The organism is Actinoallomurus acanthiterrae (assembly GCF_054775715.1).
On record NZ_BAAHCO010000001.1, the window covers coordinates 6,870,825 to 6,888,244 of the forward strand.

The following is a 17,420-nucleotide window of genomic DNA, read 5'->3' on the forward strand; positions in this document are numbered from 1 at the left end:
ATCACCGCCACTTCGAGAGGGCATCGCCCAATGACCATGACGACAGGTCAGCGCTGGGTGCTCGCGCTGACATCGATAGCATCGTTGATGATCTCGCTGGATGCGCTGGTTGTCACGACGGCCCTACACGCGATTGCGCTAAATCTGCATGCGTCAATTGCCGATCTGGAATGGACCGTAAACGGTTACACTCTGCCGTTTGCCGTGCTGCTCATGGCCGGCGCGGCCCTGGGCGAACGATACGGCCGCAGGCGAGTCCTGGTGGGCGGACTGGCCCTATTCGGGATCGCCTCCGCGGGTTGTGGGCTGGCACCGAGCCTCGGCTGGCTCATCGCGGCCCGCGCGATCCAGGGCGTCGGTGCCGCCGTGGTGGCGCCGGCAGCTTTGTCCGTGCTGTCGGTGGCGTTCGGACCCCAGCAGCGGCCGCGAGCGTTGGGATTGTTCGCATCGATCACCGGACTGGCCACGTTTGGGGGGCCGCTCGTCGGTGGAGCGATTGTGCAGTACCTGACATGGCAGTGGATCTTCTGGATCAACGTACCTATCGCTGCGGTGCTGATCCCTATGGTTGTGGTGCGGCTCGAGGAGAACCCTGGTTCCCCGCGCGGTCTGGACTATGTCGGGATCGGGTTGGTGAGCGCAGCAGCGTTCGGACTTGTTTGGGGTTTGATCAGGGGAAACGAATCCGGTTGGGCTAGCGCCGAGGTCGTAGCGGCGCTGTCCGGCGGCGCGATCGCGCTCGTCGTATTCGTTGGCTGGGAGTTGCGTGCCGACGCCCCGCTGATACCGATGCGTTTCTTCGCAACGCGCGCCTTCTACGCCGGCAATACTGCCGGGTTCCTCTTGTTCGCATCCGTCTTCAGCGGCGCGTTCTTCTTTGCCCAATTTCTGCAGGTCGTACTGCGGCACGGTGCGATGGCCACCGGATTGTTGCTGGCACCGTGGACAGCGACACTCTTCGTGGTCGCGCCGGTCGCGGGCAAGCAGGTAAACCGAATCGGCGGGCGGCCGCTGGTGGTGGCCGGCCTGCTGCTGCAGACGGTCGGATTCGGGTGGATCGCGCTGATCGCCGGGCCGGGGTTGACCTATCCGCCGCTGATTCTCCCACTCGTGATCTCCGGAGTCGGCATCGCGATGGTGATCCCATCGGCGCAGAGTGCTGTCATCGAGGCGGTGCCGATGGCGGCGATCGGTGCTGCTTCGGGTACGTTCAACACGGCCCGCCAGCTCGGCGGCGCCTTCGGAATCGCGATCACTACAGCGATTTTCACGACCCGGGGCGGACTCGGCTCCGCGAAGACATTCAGCGACGGCTTCGGGTCTGCCATCGCAACAGCGGCGGCACTGGCCTTCGCCGGAGCGGTCATCGCACTTCTCCTGCCCCGGCGACCGGCGCGAACCACTGGCCACACAGTGGCTGTGCCCGCCGCCCAGCAGGTATCCGCCCGGTAGGCGATGACCATGTGACCATCAGCGCCGGTTTTCGCAACTCGGACCGCACCGTAGCGGTCCGAGTTGCTGGCGCATTGCCATCGAAAGCTTGATTCCCCGCGAATGCCGAGGATCTTGTGCAGGAAACAATGCTGCGTTGGACATGCTCAAATGCTTTTGTCGGGAGCGGCGGGCGTGTAAGCGCTCGCGGCTGTTCCGTTAGGGGATCCCTCAACGGAACACCGGCCGACGGGAACGGAGCCCCAGGTCAGGGTCTTCCGTATAGGTGTTCCGCGAACCGTCCCGGTGAAGGGGGACTATACGGAACACCTGGAGGTGTGACTGTGAGACTCGGCGCGTCGGAATGCCCGCTGCAGCACCGATGAGCAAGATGTGATTATCCAGACCGAGTAGTTGCTTGCGCTCGGCACCACCCGCCGCATCGGGCCGCCCGTACCGGCGTTATCCACTGAGCGTCGCCAGGCCGTTGCCCCTGGCGGCGATGCCGCCAGGGGCAACGGCTTGCAAGAACTTTTCAAAGCCGTCCGTGCATTTCTTGGGGTGAGCGCCGAGGCTCAGGGGTCGCCTCAGCGAGCCGACGTCGTCTTTCCGCTGCCGCCGTCAATGAGACCCATGACCGGGGTTCGGCTCGCCGATCTTCCTGGTCAGAGCATCGCCAGCAGCATCGCCGCCATGCCGGCGCTCATGGCGGCGTCGCCGGCTGCGGGCCTGCCGTTCACGCGTCGACCGGGGCCGCAGGCCCATACGGACCACAGGACGGCGGCCAGCGCGAAGTAGGCCGCGAGCAGCACACTGACGGCCTTCACCGCGGCGGGCATGGAAGAATGGGACGAAGAATGGGACATGGCGGGCTGGGACATGGCGGGCATGGCAGCGCGGGCGAGCCCTTCGTGCGTCATGCGCATGTCCGCGGGCATGGCGGTAATCATCCAGATCATGGCGCCCGCCGTCAGCGCGTGATGCACCCCGGACAGTCTGCGTACCGCCAAAGGCACCATTTGGCCGGGACCCGCCAGCAGGAACCAGACCGCAGCACAGCCGAACAAGGCAGTCTGCAACCACACGGCCGACGCGGGCTCTGATCGCCAGGTCATGGCGATCAGAGCCGCGCTCATCAGGACGTGGAAGGCCTCGGAGATCCGGTCCGACGCCCGTGTCATGCCCACTCGCCTCAGGGCCAGCAGTGATTCCAGCCCGGCCACGGTGAAGACGGCGGTGAGCAGCCACCTGGCCATCAGCGATGTGACCATCACGCGCCTGCGTGGTCGGTGTCGTGATACGGGAACAGGCTCACCCTGGCGTCCCGCCCGGTGTTCCAGCACCAGAACCCACCGAGGTCAGCCCCGATGCCGTCATACGTACTCGTCATGGCGGCGAATCCAGGTCTGGATCGCATCACCCTCGTCACGCCCCTTCGGCACCCGGTCGAGAATCGGGTAGTAGCCCATCAGGAACTCGACCCCACGCCAATTGGTCGCATAGGTGTGGTAGACAACGCCGTCCTCGATCGTGAAGACGTTCACCGCCGGTGATTCCGACATGTATCCCTCGGCGTCCGTGCCGGTCGAGGTCGCCATGTGGGCAACGATCGGGTGTGCGCCCCGGCTCGACAACGCCTCGCTCACCTGCTCCTCGGTGTAGGAGACCCCGAGGTCGAAGTTGAAGTCGGTGTCCGCCGAGGAGACCCAGGGAAGGCTCCAGCCCATCCTCTGCTTGTATGCCCGAAGCTTCGCCAGCGGAGCCCGCGAAACCATCTGCAGGGTCACATCTCGGGCATGAAGGTGGGGCAGGAGACCGTTGAAGCCGTCGGCCATCGATGAGCAGGTCGGGCACCCCGCCTTGTAACTCGGCCCGAACATGAACTGGTAGAGCACGAGCTGTGAGCGGCCGTCGAAGAGCTCGGCCAGGGTCCGCGTCCCGTCGTCGGTGTCGAACCGGTACTCCTCCTCGATCGCGACCCAGGGCAGCTCACGGCGCTGGCGCGCCAGCTCGTCCACCATCCGCGTGTGCTCCTTCTCGCGCTGAAGCAACTCCGCACGAGCGGCCTGCCACTCCTCGCGGCCGACAACCTTATGATCCGTCATCGTGTCTTGTCTCCTCTTGTTATCTCGATGGCTCCGGCGTAGCCGGGGGTCGAGGTGATTCGAAACGGAATCCAGCGATAGCGAGGGATTCCCCTTAGATATATCGACTCGGCGACACCGACAGCATGCTGGAGACGTACCATTCACGGCCCTGAAGGCGATCGGAGCACCGGAGGATCTGTTCAAGTCAAGAACACTGGGCGATTCGTGGTCGGAGGGCTTGGCGAGGGCCCGGCACCGAAAAGCCTCTGAAAGCCTCTGGGCGATCGGCTGGATCACCCAGAGGCCGGGTTCGGGGGAACGCTCACCGAGCCGCGCGGTCAGAGCCGCCTGAGGTTCGACGCCCTGATCATTATCGTGCACTGGTGGTCGGTCTTGTCGAAGTCCATCCAGAAGACGACCGCGAGCTCGCCATTCGTTGGATAACCGATGGCGGCGATGTGGTACAGCTTCCCCTTGTGGTACTTACTGTCCTCGATCGCGTTGTGCCCGGTAAGACCGGGCCCGCCGGATAGACGCCACGCACTCCCGGCCAGCTGTCGTTTCGCCGTCCATGCCGTGGCCGCGCTGTTCTTGTGGTTGCCGTTGTGCCTCCACTCGAAGGCGTAACCCCATTCGACGATGTCCGCGATCTGTCCGACCTTGGTCGGCTTGCCGTCGGTCTTGATGTAGCCACTCGCCCACCGATTGCCGGTCTTGCCGTGCCAGACGCACCTGCCGGAGGCGTAGTACTTCGGCTTGGGCAATTTCGCGACGGCGGCGGCACCCAACGGGTGTCCGGAGGTCGTCGTCCCGGCCGACGCCGGGGCCGCGGCGGCGGCGAGGCCGGCCGCCGCCACGGCGGAGAAGACGGCGGCAGATCTCGTAATGCGCAACATACAGATCCCCTTAGTACTCACGATGGATGATCGGTCGTTTCCGATCACCACAACTCCCTGTGCCTGTTCGCAGGGGTTACTCACCCATGGTCACGGCGTGCGTCCCGGACACCGCGGCCATGCTTCCGGCGTATGCCGGACGGGGTTTCCCGGCGATCAGTATATATGAAACTCATATCATACGAGAAGAATATTGATAGCCGCTGGTACCTGTGAGTGAGTGGAGATGATCCGCGCCTCCGGTATCCCCACCACCTTCCTGCGGCGCCGAGGGCCTCATGACCAATGCCTTCGACCGGCTGCCCACCATCCACAAAAAGGGCTTCATCTTGGACTCGGTCAGCCCCGGACGCTACGCGCCGATCGACCCAGCCGACTCGCCGCCGGGCATGCGTCACCGTTCTCGAGCGGGCACCCACCAGCGCGACGGCGGTTGCACGCTCTGCGCCCCTGGTGTTGGTGTCGAAGATCTCGTCGAAGGAACTTTTCGTCGCTTGATCCAGCGCCTGGAACCTCTTGAGGCCGGCGTTGATGAACAACACGTCGATCCGCCCAAGCGCCTGCGTGACGGTGGAGAACATCGTGTCGATCTCTTCTGTCCGGGCAACGTCTGCGCGGACGGTAAGGATGTCCTCGCCGATCGGTGGTGGCGGCGTCGCGCAGTCGTTGTTCGTCCCGTCCGGCGATGGCGACATGGGCGCCTTCCTGGTGGAACCGTTTGGCGGTGGCCAGGCCGATCCCGCTGCTTCCGCCGGTCACAACGGCCACATGGTCGTCGAATCTGCCCATCGTCGGGGGGTTCCTCGTGTCCGAGGCCGGTGGCGCCACCAAACCTTCTACTTGCATAACGCTAGTAACCTAGAGGCAGTTGGTAGCATAATGCAAGTAGGGCAAGATGGTTGGTGCTCGGCCGGACCTACGATGGTCAAAACTGCCCGGTGCACGGGCCCTGGAGGGGGTCGGCGAATGCTGGAGCTTGTTGATCACCCGGGACACCATCTTCGGTGGGACCACGCGCTTTTCTGAATTCCAGCGCAACCTCGGCATCGCCCCCAACGTGCTGACCAGCCGACTGGAACGGTTCGTGGAGACCGGATTGATGCAGGCGCGGCACCCCTCTGGCGAGCACGGCCTGCGCGAGTACGTGCTCACCCCGAAGGGGCTGGATCTGCAGCCAGTGATCATCGCGCTCGCGACATGGGGTGACCGCTGGGGAGCACCCGACGGCCCGCCAGTGGTGTATGAGCACCAGGGCTGCGGTGGCCAGATCCATCAACGCTTGCAATGCCGAGGCTGCGATGCCATTCCCGCTCCGATCCAGGTTCAGACCCGGCCAGGCCCAGGTGTCAACGACGCTCGAATTCTGGCTCTGGCACGTATTTGATGATCTTGCCGACGGTGCCAGTGGCAGTTGGTGATCATGGTCGGTGTCGATCAGCGGATTGCTCACGATCTTGTTCCCGCACCTGGCCCGTCTGCGCATCACCCGGGTGTTTCAGACCGGACGGTCGGTGCGCATCCAGGCCAGTACCCATGACCCGCAGGCCGCCTGTCCGGCCTGCAGTGTTCACGCCCAGCGGGTGCATAGCCGGTATGAGCGGCGAGTGTCCGACACCGCTGTGTCGGGCCGTGAGTTGCTGATCCAGCTGGGCGTCCGGCGGTTCTTCTGCGACAACGCGGCGTGTCCGAAGAAGATCTTCAGCGAACAGGTGCCCGGCCTGACCGTCCGCTACGGGCGCCGCAGCATCGGCCTGGGGCAGACGTTGCGCGCGGTCGCGCTGGCGTTGGGCGGCCGGGCGGGAGCACGGCTGAGCCGGCGGCTGGCCGCCGCGGTGAGCCGGATGACGCTGCTGCGGCTCATCCGTGCGATGCCCGACCCGGCACCGGGCGGGCCGGTACGGGTGCTGGGCGTCGATGACTTCGCCCTGCGCCGCGGTCACGTCTACGGCACCGTGCTGATCGACATCACGACCAGCCGGCCGGTCGATGTGCTCCCGGACCGATCCGCCGACGCGTTGGCCGCCTGGCTGGCCACCCATCCCGGCGTCGAGGTGATCTGCCGGGACCGGGCGGGCAGCTACTCCGACGGCGCCGCCCGAGGCGCACCCGAAGCGATCCAGGTCGCCGACCGATTCCACCTGTGGAAGAACCTCGGCGAGGCCGTCGAACGCGTCGTCGCCAAGCACCGCACCTGCCTGAACGCCGCCACCATCACGCCCAGCGTGACGGTGCCGCCATCACCGGAACCTGAGCCCGCGGCACGGACGGGCCGGCTGGCCGAGCGCACCCGTGAGCGTCACGCAGCCGTCCATGCCCTGCTCGCCCAACGCCTCAGCCTGCACGACATCGCGGCCGAGCTTGCCTTGAGCCGCAACACCGTCCGGCGGTTCGCCCGCGCCACCTCGGCCGAGGAACTGCTGGTCAACGACGGCACCGGCCGTCGCGCCAAACTTCTGGACGCCCACGCGGACTATCTGCGCCAGCGGTGGAGCCAAGGGTGCAGCGACGCAGCCCGCCTGTGGGAAGAACTCCGCGAGCGCGGCTATCGCGGCAGCTACGCCAGCGTCCGCGACCACGTCCGCCCGTTCCGGACCGGCACCATCCCTCCCACACCGGCACCGGCGCCGCCGAAGGTCCGGCAGGTCACCGGCTGGATCATGCGCAACCCCGCCAACCTGGACGCCGAGGACACCGAGCGGCTCGACGCCATCCTGAAGTTCAGGCGTCTGGGCATCCCGTCCGCGATGGACAGGCTCGTGCAGGCCGCTCTTGTGCTGGTGCTGGAACCGATCTTCGAGGCGGATTTCAAGCCGGTGTCCTACGGCTTCCGCCCGAAGCGCCGGGCCCAGGACGCGATCGCCGAGATCCACGCTTTCGGCTCCCGGAACTATCACTGGGTGTTCGAGGCCGACATCACGGCGTGCTTCGACGAACTGTCACACTCGGCGATCCTTGATCGAGTGCGGCGGCGGGTCGGAGACAAACGGGTCCTGGCCCTGGTCAAGTCCTTCCTCAAGGCGGGCGTCATGCCCGAGGCGGGGCAGGTCACCGGGACGGCATCGGGCACACCGCAAGGGGGCATCGCCTCGCCGCTGCTCGCCAACATCGCCCTGTCGGTGCTGGATGAGTACTTCTGTGCCAAGGACGATCACGGCACCAGATGGCGGCGGGAGAAGCACCGCAAGGACGGCGGGGCCTACTACCGGATCATCCGCTATGCGGATGATTTCGCGATCATGGTATGCGGCTCCAAAGCCCACGCGGACGCGCTCTGGGAGGAGGTCACCGACGTGCTCGCCCCGCTGGGCCTGCGATTGTCGGAGTCCAAGACCCGCGTGGTCCACCTGGATGAGGGGTTCGACTTCCTTGGGTTCCGCATCCAGCGGCGCACCAAGGCAGGGACCAGCAAGAAGAACGTCTACACCTACCCATCAAAGAAGGCACTGCTTTCGATCATGGCGAAGGTGCGGGCACTCACGAACAGATCACGGCACCTGACGCTCGAAGCCCTGCTGCGCCAACTCAATCCGGTGCTGCGGGGATGGTGCACCTACTTCCGGCACGGGGTCTCCAAAGCAACCTTCCACTACCTCGACGCCTACGCATGGCGACGGGTCACGGCATGGCTGCGCAAACGACACCTCGGGATCACCTGGAAGGAGCTCTACCGGAAGTACCTGACCGGCAGGCCAGGCAACCGCCCGGCAGACAACGGGATCGTCATGTTCGACACCACCCAAGTCGAGGTCACTCGCTACCGATGGCGCGCGAACAACATCCCCACACCATGGACGGGCATCGCGGCGGCCACGGCCGCCACCTGACACGGGGAACCCGTGGAGCGCCGGATGCGCGGAGACGCGCTCGTCCGGTGCGGAGGGCGGGCCGGGGAAACGGGCCGGGAGAAATCCCGGAACCGCGCCCCGGCCCGACCCCTACATCATCGGCGGTCAGCAATCCGCGGCGATCGGCACCCTGGTCGAACGCGCCACCCGGTACCTCAAACTGATCCACCTGCCACACGGCTGGAAAGCACCCCAGGTCCGCAACGCGCTCATCCTGCAAACCGCCGGCATCCCCGCCGAGCTCCGTAAGACCCTCACCTGGGTCCTCGACGCCGACCTGGAAGCGGCTTTCGACCGGCTCAGCCACGATTACATACTCGCGTCGCTGGGAACCTTCCCCGCTCGGGGAATGGTCCGCCAGTGGCTGAAAGCGGGAGTGATCGAGGACGGCCGGTTCACCCCGACCGGGGACGGTGTCCCCCAAGGCGGGGTGGTCAGTCCCGTGCTTATGAACGTGGCATTGCACGGCATGGAAGCAGCAGCCGGGGTCAGATACTGGGAAGGCGACACCCTGCGCACCACCCCCAGCTCCCCGGTCCTGGTGAGATACGCCGACGACATGCTCGCCCTATGTCACACCCGGCAGCAGGCCGAGCAGGTCAAACAGCGGCTCGCCCGATGGCTGGAACCCAGGGGCCTGGTCTTCAACGAGGACAAGACCCGCATCACCCACCTCGACCAGGGGGCGGACTTCCTGGGATTCGAAATCCGGCGCTTTCGGGGGAAGCTGCTGACCAAGCCGAGCAAAGACGCGATGCGACGGATCCGGAGGCGATTGTCCGCCGAGGCCAAAGCCCTACGAGGGAGCAACGCCGACGCGATGATCGCCAGGCTCAATCCGATCATCTCCGGATGGGCCGCCTACTACCGGATCGGGGTCTCCAAACGCGCCTTCGGCGCGCTGGACGCCCACATGTGGAGACTGGTCTACAAATGGGCGAAGTTCACCCACCCGAACAAGTCGAAACGCTGGATCATCGCCCGGTACTTCGGCATGTTCAATCCCTCCAAACAGGACCGGTGGGTGTTCGGAAGCCCACAGACCGGCTTCTACCTCCGCAAATTCGCCTGGACGAAAATTATCCGGCACCGGATGGTGGCAGGCCGGGCATCCCCTGATGACCCGTCCCTGACCAGCTACTGGACCGAGCGGCGCCGCCGCACAAAGTCCCCGATGGGTTCGGCCACCTGGCGTCTTCTTCGCCAACAACATGGCCGATGCCCGCTCTGCTGGGGACTGCTGCTGCACGCCGACCACGAGCCACAAAGCCCACGCGAGTGGGAACAATGGCTCACGGCCACGCGCAGAGCGATCCGCAAACACGCGATCACCCCTGCCGCGGACCTCGGTGAGCCGGACGAGCACATCGGCCCGCGTCTCATACACACCCACTGCCGCCACCGAATCGGCGACGGCAAAATCCCGGCACTTCTGCCCGCCCACGAGCCTCCAGGGCTTGCTTGAGCCGGTTGCCCGGAAAGCGGGCACGGCCGGTACTGAGGGGGCCCCGGCGCGGCAACGCGCCGGGGCTACCCGACGAAGCCGAGTTCGCCGCCCTGCGCTACTTCGCCCTGTCCGGCACCGACCACCGCACCCACACCGAACAAGGCGACGCGATCGCCGGCTACATCCGCTGGCGCAACGCCCACGCCCAGCCCAAACGCGACTTCGCCCCCGAATCAACCATCCGCACCTGGACCGGTTACATGACCAACGTTGCATGACGCGGCACTAGATGATTGATGCCTTGAACATCTGGCTGCGTATCGCTGCCAGATTGACCGGGGCCGGGTCCTTCCAGTTGGTGCGGAGCCCCTGCTCACGGCAACGCTCGAGCACTGCGTCGACCCGTTGCATTCCCTCTGGGAAATTGAGTTCTCCCAGGTCGAGCACAACAATGCCGTCGAAGATGTCGCTGTCTGCCGCAAGAATCCCCTCGACGGCCTCGAGCGAGGCCACGTCGACCTCGGATCCGTACGGCGTGCCCGCGATGATCAACACTCGGTCGCGGGTCCGTTCCCAGTCCTCGTCCGTCTCCTCGAAGGTGGTGTCGTGGGCGTGGCTGCCGTGAGGGCCGGGGGCGTGTGTGCCGGCGTCCTCAGGGTCAGCGTCGCTGTCGGTTTCGATCTCGACTGCCCATGTCATCGCCAGCCTGTCTTCCCACTCATCGGCGTCGGGAAAGTCGGAGAAAAACGTCGTCCGATACCGGTGAGTCGACCAGGTGATGTTCTTTGCCTCGGTCTGGCCGAGCTCGGCGAGAAACCGGGTCATGCATTGCGGTGTTCCCTTGCTGAGCTGAGTCAGCCCCATCGTCGTCGCCTGAAACCTGCAGCGCAGGCGTCCGTCGCGCGAGTCCCAACGAGGAAGCCAGAGTTTGAAAGTGAGCGACCCGGTGTCGGGAACGCTGTCCGTGTGATCGGTCACGACGGATCTCCTGATCCTCGGAATCAGCTCACGTCAAGCTTGTGTCGCTGCAGGGCTAGGGTGGCCGAGGGCGTCGAGGATCGGCGTTGTCTACCCGACGTCGAGCTTGGAGCCCCTCGTGGACGTTGATCTGGACACCCTCGTGACAGCACTCTACGTGGAGACCGACGACTTGATCGACCGGCCACGCGGCAGCGGCCGCCGCCCGCTTTTGACCCCCGCAGAACTGGTCTGTCTAGCGGTGATGCAAGTGCTGCGCTACCCGTCCGAACGGCACTGGCTGAGGTATGCCCGCAAACACCTGCGGGCGCGGAGCGGTGCGAGCGGTAGTACGCCTCCAGCAGCGGCAGATAGTTGCAGCGCACGGCGGCGTCGCGGATGCCGTTCATCCGGGGCAGCAGCCTGCATTCCAGGGCGTCGATGAGCGCGCTCAGGTACGCCCGGTCGTCCTCGGCGTCCCCCTGGTAGGTGCCCTGGTGTTCCAGGACCGCGAGAGGTCGGCCGCCGGGCGGCTCGCACGGGGGCCCGTCGCTTATGGCGCGAACAGGACGCGGGATTCGAGATCGAGGTTCGTGGTCGGGGCGGCGGCCGGCGGGGTCAGGTTGAGGATCCAGTTGCCGAACCGGCGGATGACGTGGGTGATGTAGGGCGAGATGGTCGCTAGGTTGTCGGGGTCGACGGGACGGCCTTCGGCGGCGATGGCGTTGGCGGCGTCGGTGATGTCGCAGGCGGTGGAGTAGATCACGCAGTTGGCGAGCAGCTCGTTGAACTTGATGATCTTCTCTTGGCAGTCGGGGTCGTTGTGGCCGATGAGCTTGCCGCCGAACATGAGCCAGTCGGCGAAGCCGTGGAAGGCCTCGTTGCGGTTGGTGACCTGGGTGATCTGCTCGCGCAGGTCCGGGTCGGACAGGTAGCGCAGCAGCGTGATGGCGCGGACGGCGCGGCCGAGTTCGCGAAAAGCCCGGTAGAGGCGGTTCTTGCGGGAGTGGTTGCCCAGGCGGCGTAGCAGGGTGACCGAGGAAATGCGGTTCTGCCGGATGGAGATCGCCGTGCGCAGCAGGTCGGTCCAGTGCGTCTCGATCAGCCGCCAGTCGATCGCCTCGTCGCCGAACAGCGAGTCGATGTGCTGGTAGGTGGTGTCCGGGGTGGGCCGGTAGAAGATCAGGTCGTGCCAGTTGCGGATACGGGGCAGCAGGTCGAACCCCAGCAGCGCGGCGAGGCCGAAGACCGGCAGCGACTGGCCTTGGGTGTCGGCATGGATGGTGTCCGGCTGGATCTCCGAGGCGTTCTTCAACAAGCCCTCGATGATGTAGACCAACCCCGCACGGGATGAAGTGCCGGCTCTCCGCGTGCCGGCGGTAGCGTTCCCTGGTCGCGGCGCCCGCGCCCTCGAGTGACGATGACCGGCCCAGCGCCATCCGGCCGGGGCGGCGCGGAGGTAGGAGAGGACGCCCCTTCTACTAATCAGTCTTAGCGGGTCGGCCTGATGTTGTTCGGCAGACTCGTGGCTGACAGCCGCCAGCGGGTGAGCACTCATAGCTACTGGACCTTGAGTCCTGCGCAAAGATCGTGCCCCCGCTGGTCGGTCGGGGGAGTTGATCGCTGCTGGGATGTCGTGCCCGTCCGCCTGGGCGTGAGCACTGCTTGATTAGTTCGCCGATGGTTCTCCCGCAGGCTGACAAGAGCGAATGCGATCGAGGATCGGGGGCGATGTTGCGTCTGTTCATCGGGGACGACTGGGCCGAGCAGCACCACGACGTTGAGCTGATGGACGCCACCGGCCGTGTCCTGGCCAAGGCCCGCCTGCCCGAAGGGGTGGACGGGATGGCGCGGCTGCACGAGATGGTCGCCGCGCAGGTCGTCGACGCCCGCGAGGAGGTCGAGGTGGTCGTGGGAATCGAGACCGACCGCGGCCCCTGGGTGCGGGCGCTGGTGGCCGCCGGATATACCGTGATGGCGGTCAACCCGCTGCAGGCCGCACGATATCGCGAGCGGCTGAGCGTGTCGGGCGCCAAGAGCGACGCGGCCGATGCGCACATGCTGGCCGACATGGTCCGCACCGACTCCCACCAGCTGCGGCCGGTCGCCGGTGACAGCGACCAGGCCGAGGCGATCAAAGTGGTGACCCGGGCGCACAAGACGCTGATCTGGGAGCGGACCCGACACGCCCAGCGGTTGCGGCACACGCTGCGCGACTACTTCCCGGCCGCCCTGGTCGCCTTCGAGGACCTGGCCGCGCCCGACAGCCTGGAACTGCTGGCCAAGGCCGCCGATCCGCACTCGGCATCGAAGCTGACCATCGGCCAGATCACCGCCGCGCTCAAGCGCGCCCGCCGCCGCAACGTCGCCGACAGGGCCGCCGCCATCCAGGCCGCGCTGCGCACCGCGCACCTGGGACAACCCGGAGCGGTGACCGCGGCCTACGCCGCCACCGTCCGGTCCGCGGTCGCGATTCTGAAGGTGCTCGGCGACCAGATCAAGGCACTTCAGGGGCAGGTGGAGGAACATTTTGGTCGGCACCCGGCCGCTGAGATCCTTTTGTCCCAGCCCGGTCTGGGGACGGTCTTGGCCGCTCGGGTGCTTGCTGAGTTCGGCGACGACCCGCACCGCTACGCCTCAGCCAAAGCACGCAAGAACTACGCCGGCACCAGTCCCATCACCCGGGCCTCGGGCAAGAAGAAGGTCGTGCTCGCCCGCTACGTCCACAACGATCGACTCGTCGACGCCCTGGACTCCCAGGCATTCACCGCTCTGCAGACCTCACCCGGCGCCCGCGCCTACTACGACAGACTCCGAGCCCGCGACGTCTATCACCACGCCGCTCTGCGCCAGGTCGCCAACCGCCTCGTCGGTATCCTCCACGGCTGTCTGAGAACCAGCACCCTCTACAACGAAGCAACCGCCTGGTCACATCACATCAAGCCCCTCGCAGCTTGACACCCTAAGCACCTGGGATGTCTAAGCGGCTGGGAACACGGATACGAGCGAAACCCTCATCACCCGCTTCGCGGCAGGCAGGTTAAAAAATCCTGCTTAGAGCCCACGCAGATAGGTGCGGGTGGGGCACCCTGGGATTGGAACAGGCACAGGGCCTGGAGATCATGGAGTTGCGACGCTCTGTGATCATCGAGGAGACCTGTGCCTGCTTTGCCATCATGGCTTACCGAACCGCTGTGGGACCAATTCTCGGCACTGCTGCCGGTGCGGTCGGTCTACGATCCAGCCCACCGCCGCTGACGTCGCGGGCGAGGCCTGCGGTGTAGATGCGCGGGTCGGCCTCCACTTTGGCTCGCACCGAGTGGATCGTTGCGTGCGTCCACGCCCCGGCGCACCAAGGCGCCGCCGATGGTGCTCAGGAGTCAGCGCAGGCCGAAGCGCTCGGCCCACGAGATCACGGTGGCGGGCTCGGCGTTGGCGCCGCACAGCACCAGGCCCAGCCGAGCCCCGTCGCGAACCCGTTCGAGAACCTGTCGGGCGGCGGGGAGCAGGCAACCGGCCGCCGGCTCGGCCCAGACCTTCTCCAGGACGCCTGTCCGCGTACGACCTCATCTCCTGAGCCGGGTACGGCGTGATGTCCAGGGTTGTCGGCGCGTCGTGTACGTGTCGGTTGGAGTAGTTGATCACCCTTCGGTTCGTCAGCGACCAAGCAGACGAAGCCGAAGGGTGACCGCTGTCCATGATCCTGGATTCGAGGGATTGGATGAACATCCGAAGATTCCGTGCGCTGCATGCGTCGGGGGTGAGTATCGCGGCGATCGCCCGGGAGACCGGGCATGACTGGAAGACGGTCAAGAAGTATCTGGAGGCCGAGGAGTCGGCCCCGCCGGCGGCGCCGTCGCGTAAGGGCACCCAGCCGCGCAAGATCGACCGGTTCACCGGAGTGGTGGATTCCTGGTTGCGGGCCGATATCGGGTTGAAGGCGTCGGTGATCCACGAACGCCTCGCCGAGTATGGCTGGGACGGGAATTATCAGCGGGTCAAAATGTATTGTGCCGAGGCCCGGCCGCGGATCAGGGCCGAACTCGGGCTGAACCGCGATGACGTGGCCGGGCTGCACCGGCGGTTCGAAGTCACCGCGGGCGCTCAAGCGCAGGTGGATTGGGGTGATGAAGGCGCGGTCCTGGCGGCGGGCGGGATCAAGAAGGTCTACTCCTTCCATATGACGTTGTCGTATTCTCGCGATCCGTTCTGCTGTTTCACCAGTTCCCAGGATCTGGCGAGGTTCTGGGAATGCCACCGCCGCGCGTTCGCCCATTTCGGGGGCGTCCCGGCGGTGATCGTCTACGACCGGACCAAGACCGTCGTGCGCCAGCACGTCGCGCCGGGTAAGGCGGTCCCGCTGCACCCTGAGGCGGTCGCGTTCGCCGGGCACTACGGCTTCGACATCGATGTTTTGGCCGCGTACCGGCCGACGGGGAAGGGGCGGGTCGATATCGTCCGCGATCATGTGCTGGCCGGTCGGAGCTTCTCCTCTTTGGCCGAGTTGGACGCCGCGTTCACCGCCTGGGTGCCGATCCGCCGCGGCCAGGTGCACCGCACCCACGGTGAGGTGATCGGGGTCCGGGCCGCCCGTGACCACGCCGCGCTGGTGGCGTTGCCCGCTCAGCCCTACCTGGTCACCGACAAGCACCTGCGCCGGGTGGGCAAGGACTGCCTGGTCTCCTTCGAGGGCAGCCTGTATTCCGTGCCCGCCCGCAGGGTGCGGGCCGGGCAGCAGGTCGAGCTGCGCGTGAGTGGCACCGAGGTCATCATCTGTGACCCGGCCGCGGGCAGTTCGGCCACGGCGCTGCTGGTCGTTCACCCGCGTGCGACGACGCCGGGGAGCTGGGTGGTCGATGAGGCCCACTGGGACGGGCTCCCTGACGGGCACACGCGCTCCGTCACCACCGCAAGCCCACCAGGCCGCTCGCCGGCCGAGCCGGCAGCTGGCGAAGACGACGGCCTGGCCGCCCTGCTCAACCGCACCGCCGCGGCCCAGATCCGGGTCGGACGGCGCCCGCTGGCCGCTTACGACCTCGCCGCCGGCCTGCAGCCGCCGACCCGCAGCAACGGAGAGCTGAACTAAATGAGTGACCTGATCACCGAACGCATCCGCAAGCACGCCATCCGGCTCGGACTGCCTCACCTGGCCGCGAGCCTGGACCAGCTCATCACCCGCGCGGGCACCGACAAGATGGGCTACCTGGAATTCCTCGACCTGGTCCTGGAAGAAGAAGCCGGAGTCCGCGACGGGCGCCGTTTCCGTTCCGCCCTGCGGCTCTCCAAACTCCCGCACCACAAGGGACTGGATGAGTTCGACTTCGCGTTCCAGCCCGAGCTCGAGCCCCGCAAAATCAAGGACCTGGCCGCTCTCGCTTTCATCGAGAACAAGGCCAACGCCGCATTTCTGGGGCCGCCCGGGGTCGGTAAAACCCACCTGGCCGTCGCCTTGGCGGTCGCCGCATGCAGAGCCGGATACACCGTCTACTTCACCACCGTGGACGACATGGTCCGCCATCTGAAAGAAGCGGCGGCTATCGGACGCCTCGGCGCCGCGATGCGCCGATACATCAAACCCCACGTCCTCGTCATTGACGAAGTAGGGTATCTGCCGTTGGACCGCGACGAAGCCAACCTCGTATTCCAGACGATTTCCAAACGGTACGAGACCGGCTCCATTTTGCTCACGAGCAACAGATCGTTCAGCGAATGGGGATCGGTCTTCGGAGACGACGTCCTGGCCACCGCGATCCTCGATCGCCTTCTTCATCACTGCGAGGTGATCTCCATCAACGGGCCGAGTTACCGCCTCAAAAACCGGTTCACCACCATCGAAGGAGGCAGCAACGTGGCATGATCACACCCAGCCGACCTCTGGACGTCAGGTCGTACACGACTCGCCGTATGAGGTCGTACGCCGACAACGCCCTGCACGGCCTCCGCGTCCGACACCACCAGAACCTCGTTGACCAGCGCTGAAACGTGATCGTAGGTCAGCTGGGAGACGGCCGGCGCGCTCAGAGTGGACACGATGGACGACAACGCGACCGGCACTGGTCCATGGGCGGCGAGCGCCTCGGACATCGCCTCGGCCCTGCGGGTCTCCACTCCCCAGACCCGCACGCCCGGCCGCCGCGCCCGCAGCGCCGCTGCCACAACCGAGATCAGCGCACCGCCGCCGATGCTGACCAGCACATCGGTCAGCTCGCCGGCGTCCTCGGCCAGTTCCAGCCCGAGCGTGCCCTGCCCGGCGATGACTTCCGGATCGTCGAACGGGTGCATGTCCGTGCACGACCGTCAGCCCCTCGGCCCGGAGCCGCTCCATCAGCACGAACGCGGCGTCCATGGTGTCGGCCAGCCGCACCACGGCCCCGGCGGACGCGGCGATCTCGACGGCGCGCGCAGGGGCCGACCGCGGTATGACGACGGTCGCCTTGACATCGAGCGCGGCGGCCATCACCGCGACCGCGACCGCATGGTTGCCACCGCTCACCGCCACTACACCCGCCGCGCGTTCGGCCTCGCCGAGACCGAGCAGCTTGGCGGTCGCCCCGCGCGCCTTGAAGGACCCAGTGCGCTGCAACATCTCCAGCTTGACCGTGACCGGGGCGCCGAGCAGATCGGACAACCCAGGGCTCGGCACCGTCGGTGTGCGGACAACGTGCCCGGCGATCAGCTCGGCCGCCACCTCGATCTCTCCAACACCAACCATCACGGCCACCTTTCCGCATCGTCTCATCGATCTGCCTCGTCACTC

15 protein-coding genes and 4 pseudogenes are annotated in these 17,420 nt (G+C 66.2%); 10 read left to right on the plus strand and 9 right to left on the minus strand.

Annotated features, from left to right (window positions below):
• Window positions 1-30: 30 nt before the first annotated feature.
• Window positions 31-1,452 (plus strand): DHA2 family efflux MFS transporter permease subunit, encoded by a 1,422-nt coding sequence (locus ACYVF7_RS32255; RefSeq protein ID WP_460348138.1) that lies wholly within the window; start codon window positions 31-33, stop codon window positions 1,450-1,452.
• 644 nt (window positions 1,453-2,096) lie between these two features.
• On the opposite strand, the gene ACYVF7_RS32260 is transcribed toward ACYVF7_RS32255, so the two are convergent.
• The 5 genes and pseudogenes from ACYVF7_RS32260 to ACYVF7_RS32280 form a co-directional block, all read right to left on the minus strand.
• Entirely contained in the window at window positions 2,097-2,774 is a 678-nt protein-coding gene (locus ACYVF7_RS32260) for a DUF5134 domain-containing protein (RefSeq protein WP_460348140.1), read from the minus strand.
• Between the two features lie 30 nt (window positions 2,775-2,804).
• Window positions 2,805-3,536 carry a DUF899 domain-containing protein gene (locus ACYVF7_RS32265; RefSeq protein WP_460348143.1) on the minus strand — a complete coding sequence of 244 codons (732 nt, stop codon included), beginning with the start codon at window positions 3,534-3,536 and terminating at the stop codon, window positions 2,805-2,807.
• 320 nt (window positions 3,537-3,856) lie between these two features.
• A complete protein-coding gene (locus ACYVF7_RS32270; RefSeq protein WP_460348145.1) occupies window positions 3,857-4,414 on the minus strand; it encodes a hypothetical protein in 558 nt (185 codons plus the stop codon).
• 80 nt (window positions 4,415-4,494) lie between these two features.
• Window positions 4,495-5,109: an SDR family NAD(P)-dependent oxidoreductase gene (locus ACYVF7_RS32275; RefSeq protein WP_460348147.1), complete on the minus strand. Its 615-nt coding sequence runs from the start codon at window positions 5,107-5,109 to the stop codon at window positions 4,495-4,497.
• 7 nt (window positions 5,110-5,116) lie between these two features.
• Window positions 5,117-5,260: pseudogene (locus tag ACYVF7_RS32280) on the minus strand (hypothetical protein); the annotation flags it as partial.
• A gap of 49 nt (window positions 5,261-5,309) precedes the next feature.
• Here ACYVF7_RS32280 and ACYVF7_RS32285 point away from each other — a divergent pair.
• From ACYVF7_RS32285 to ACYVF7_RS32300, 4 genes are all read left to right on the plus strand, one after another.
• Complete coding sequence (locus ACYVF7_RS32285; RefSeq protein WP_460348149.1) at window positions 5,310-5,798, plus strand: winged helix-turn-helix transcriptional regulator; 489 nt, start codon at window positions 5,310-5,312, stop codon at window positions 5,796-5,798.
• A gap of 127 nt (window positions 5,799-5,925) precedes the next feature.
• A complete protein-coding gene (ltrA, locus tag ACYVF7_RS32290) occupies window positions 5,926-8,238 on the plus strand; it encodes a group II intron reverse transcriptase/maturase (protein ID WP_460358219.1) in 2,313 nt (770 codons plus the stop codon).
• Between the two features lie 250 nt (window positions 8,239-8,488).
• On the plus strand, window positions 8,489-9,724 hold the full coding sequence (locus ACYVF7_RS32295) for a reverse transcriptase domain-containing protein (protein WP_460358222.1): 1,236 nt from the start codon (window positions 8,489-8,491) through the stop codon (window positions 9,722-9,724).
• Between the two features lie 5 nt (window positions 9,725-9,729).
• Window positions 9,730-9,984 carry a hypothetical protein gene (locus tag ACYVF7_RS32300; protein WP_460348151.1) on the plus strand — a complete coding sequence of 85 codons (255 nt, stop codon included), beginning with the start codon at window positions 9,730-9,732 and terminating at the stop codon, window positions 9,982-9,984.
• 7 nt (window positions 9,985-9,991) lie between these two features.
• On the opposite strand, the gene ACYVF7_RS32305 is transcribed toward ACYVF7_RS32300, so the two are convergent.
• Window positions 9,992-10,684 carry a hypothetical protein gene (locus ACYVF7_RS32305; protein ID WP_460348153.1) on the minus strand — a complete coding sequence of 231 codons (693 nt, stop codon included), beginning with the start codon at window positions 10,682-10,684 and terminating at the stop codon, window positions 9,992-9,994.
• Between the two features lie 118 nt (window positions 10,685-10,802).
• On the opposite strand from ACYVF7_RS32305, the pseudogene ACYVF7_RS32310 reads away from it, so the two are divergent.
• A pseudogene (locus ACYVF7_RS32310) lies at window positions 10,803-10,988 on the plus strand (IS982 family transposase); the annotation flags it as partial.
• Window positions 10,989-11,216: 228 nt separating this feature from the next.
• Here ACYVF7_RS32310 and ACYVF7_RS32315 read toward each other — a convergent pair.
• Window positions 11,217-12,002 (minus strand): Tn3 family transposase, encoded by a 786-nt coding sequence (locus ACYVF7_RS32315; protein ID WP_460348155.1) that lies wholly within the window; start codon window positions 12,000-12,002, stop codon window positions 11,217-11,219.
• A gap of 392 nt (window positions 12,003-12,394) precedes the next feature.
• Between ACYVF7_RS32315 and ACYVF7_RS32320 the strand changes: the two genes are divergently transcribed.
• The 4 genes and pseudogenes from ACYVF7_RS32320 (at window position 12,395) to istB (ending at window position 16,520) form a co-directional block, all read left to right on the plus strand.
• The gene (locus ACYVF7_RS32320; protein WP_460348157.1) at window positions 12,395-13,621 is read left to right on the plus strand and encodes an IS110 family RNA-guided transposase; all 1,227 of its coding nucleotides are present in this window, start codon (window positions 12,395-12,397) and stop codon (window positions 13,619-13,621) included.
• A 201-nt stretch (window positions 13,622-13,822) separates the two neighbouring features.
• Window positions 13,823-13,912: pseudogene (locus tag ACYVF7_RS32325) on the plus strand (IS5/IS1182 family transposase); the annotation flags it as partial.
• 472 nt (window positions 13,913-14,384) lie between these two features.
• On the plus strand, window positions 14,385-15,749 hold the full coding sequence (istA, locus tag ACYVF7_RS32330) for an IS21 family transposase (protein WP_460348159.1): 1,365 nt from the start codon (window positions 14,385-14,387) through the stop codon (window positions 15,747-15,749).
• On the plus strand, window positions 15,750-16,520 hold the full coding sequence (gene istB, locus ACYVF7_RS32335; RefSeq protein WP_460348161.1) for an IS21-like element helper ATPase IstB: 771 nt from the start codon (window positions 15,750-15,752) through the stop codon (window positions 16,518-16,520). It abuts the gene before it with no gap.
• Here the strand turns inward: istB and ACYVF7_RS32340 are convergent.
• Window positions 16,466-16,945, minus strand: coding sequence for a pyridoxal-phosphate dependent enzyme (locus tag ACYVF7_RS32340; RefSeq protein WP_460348163.1), 480 nt, complete (start codon window positions 16,943-16,945; stop codon window positions 16,466-16,468). The two genes, istB and ACYVF7_RS32340, sit on opposite strands and share 55 nt — an antisense overlap.
• Window positions 16,946-16,982: 37 nt before the next feature.
• Window positions 16,983-17,402 (minus strand): annotated as a pseudogene (locus ACYVF7_RS32345) (pyridoxal-phosphate dependent enzyme); the annotation flags it as partial.
• Between the last annotated feature and the right edge of the window lie 18 nt (window positions 17,403-17,420).

Coding starts and splice junctions, on each gene's coding strand:
- ACYVF7_RS32255 (WP_460348138.1), top strand. CDS start 31: ATGACCATGACGACAGGTCAGCGCTGGGTGCTCGCGCTGACATCGATA.
- ACYVF7_RS32265 (WP_460348143.1), bottom strand. CDS start 3,536: ATGACGGATCATAAGGTTGTCGGCCGCGAGGAGTGGCAGGCCGCTCGT.
- ACYVF7_RS32270 (WP_460348145.1), bottom strand. CDS start 4,414: ATGTTGCGCATTACGAGATCTGCCGCCGTCTTCTCCGCCGTGGCGGCG.
- ACYVF7_RS32275 (WP_460348147.1), bottom strand. CDS start 5,109: ATGTCGCCATCGCCGGACGGGACGAACAACGACTGCGCGACGCCGCCA.
- ACYVF7_RS32285 (WP_460348149.1), top strand. CDS start 5,310: ATGGTTGGTGCTCGGCCGGACCTACGATGGTCAAAACTGCCCGGTGCA.
- ACYVF7_RS32320 (WP_460348157.1), top strand. CDS start 12,395: ATGTTGCGTCTGTTCATCGGGGACGACTGGGCCGAGCAGCACCACGAC.
- istA (WP_460348159.1), top strand. CDS start 14,385: ATGAACATCCGAAGATTCCGTGCGCTGCATGCGTCGGGGGTGAGTATC.
- istB (WP_460348161.1), top strand. CDS start 15,750: ATGAGTGACCTGATCACCGAACGCATCCGCAAGCACGCCATCCGGCTC.
- ACYVF7_RS32340 (WP_460348163.1), bottom strand. CDS start 16,945: ATGCACCCGTTCGACGATCCGGAAGTCATCGCCGGGCAGGGCACGCTC.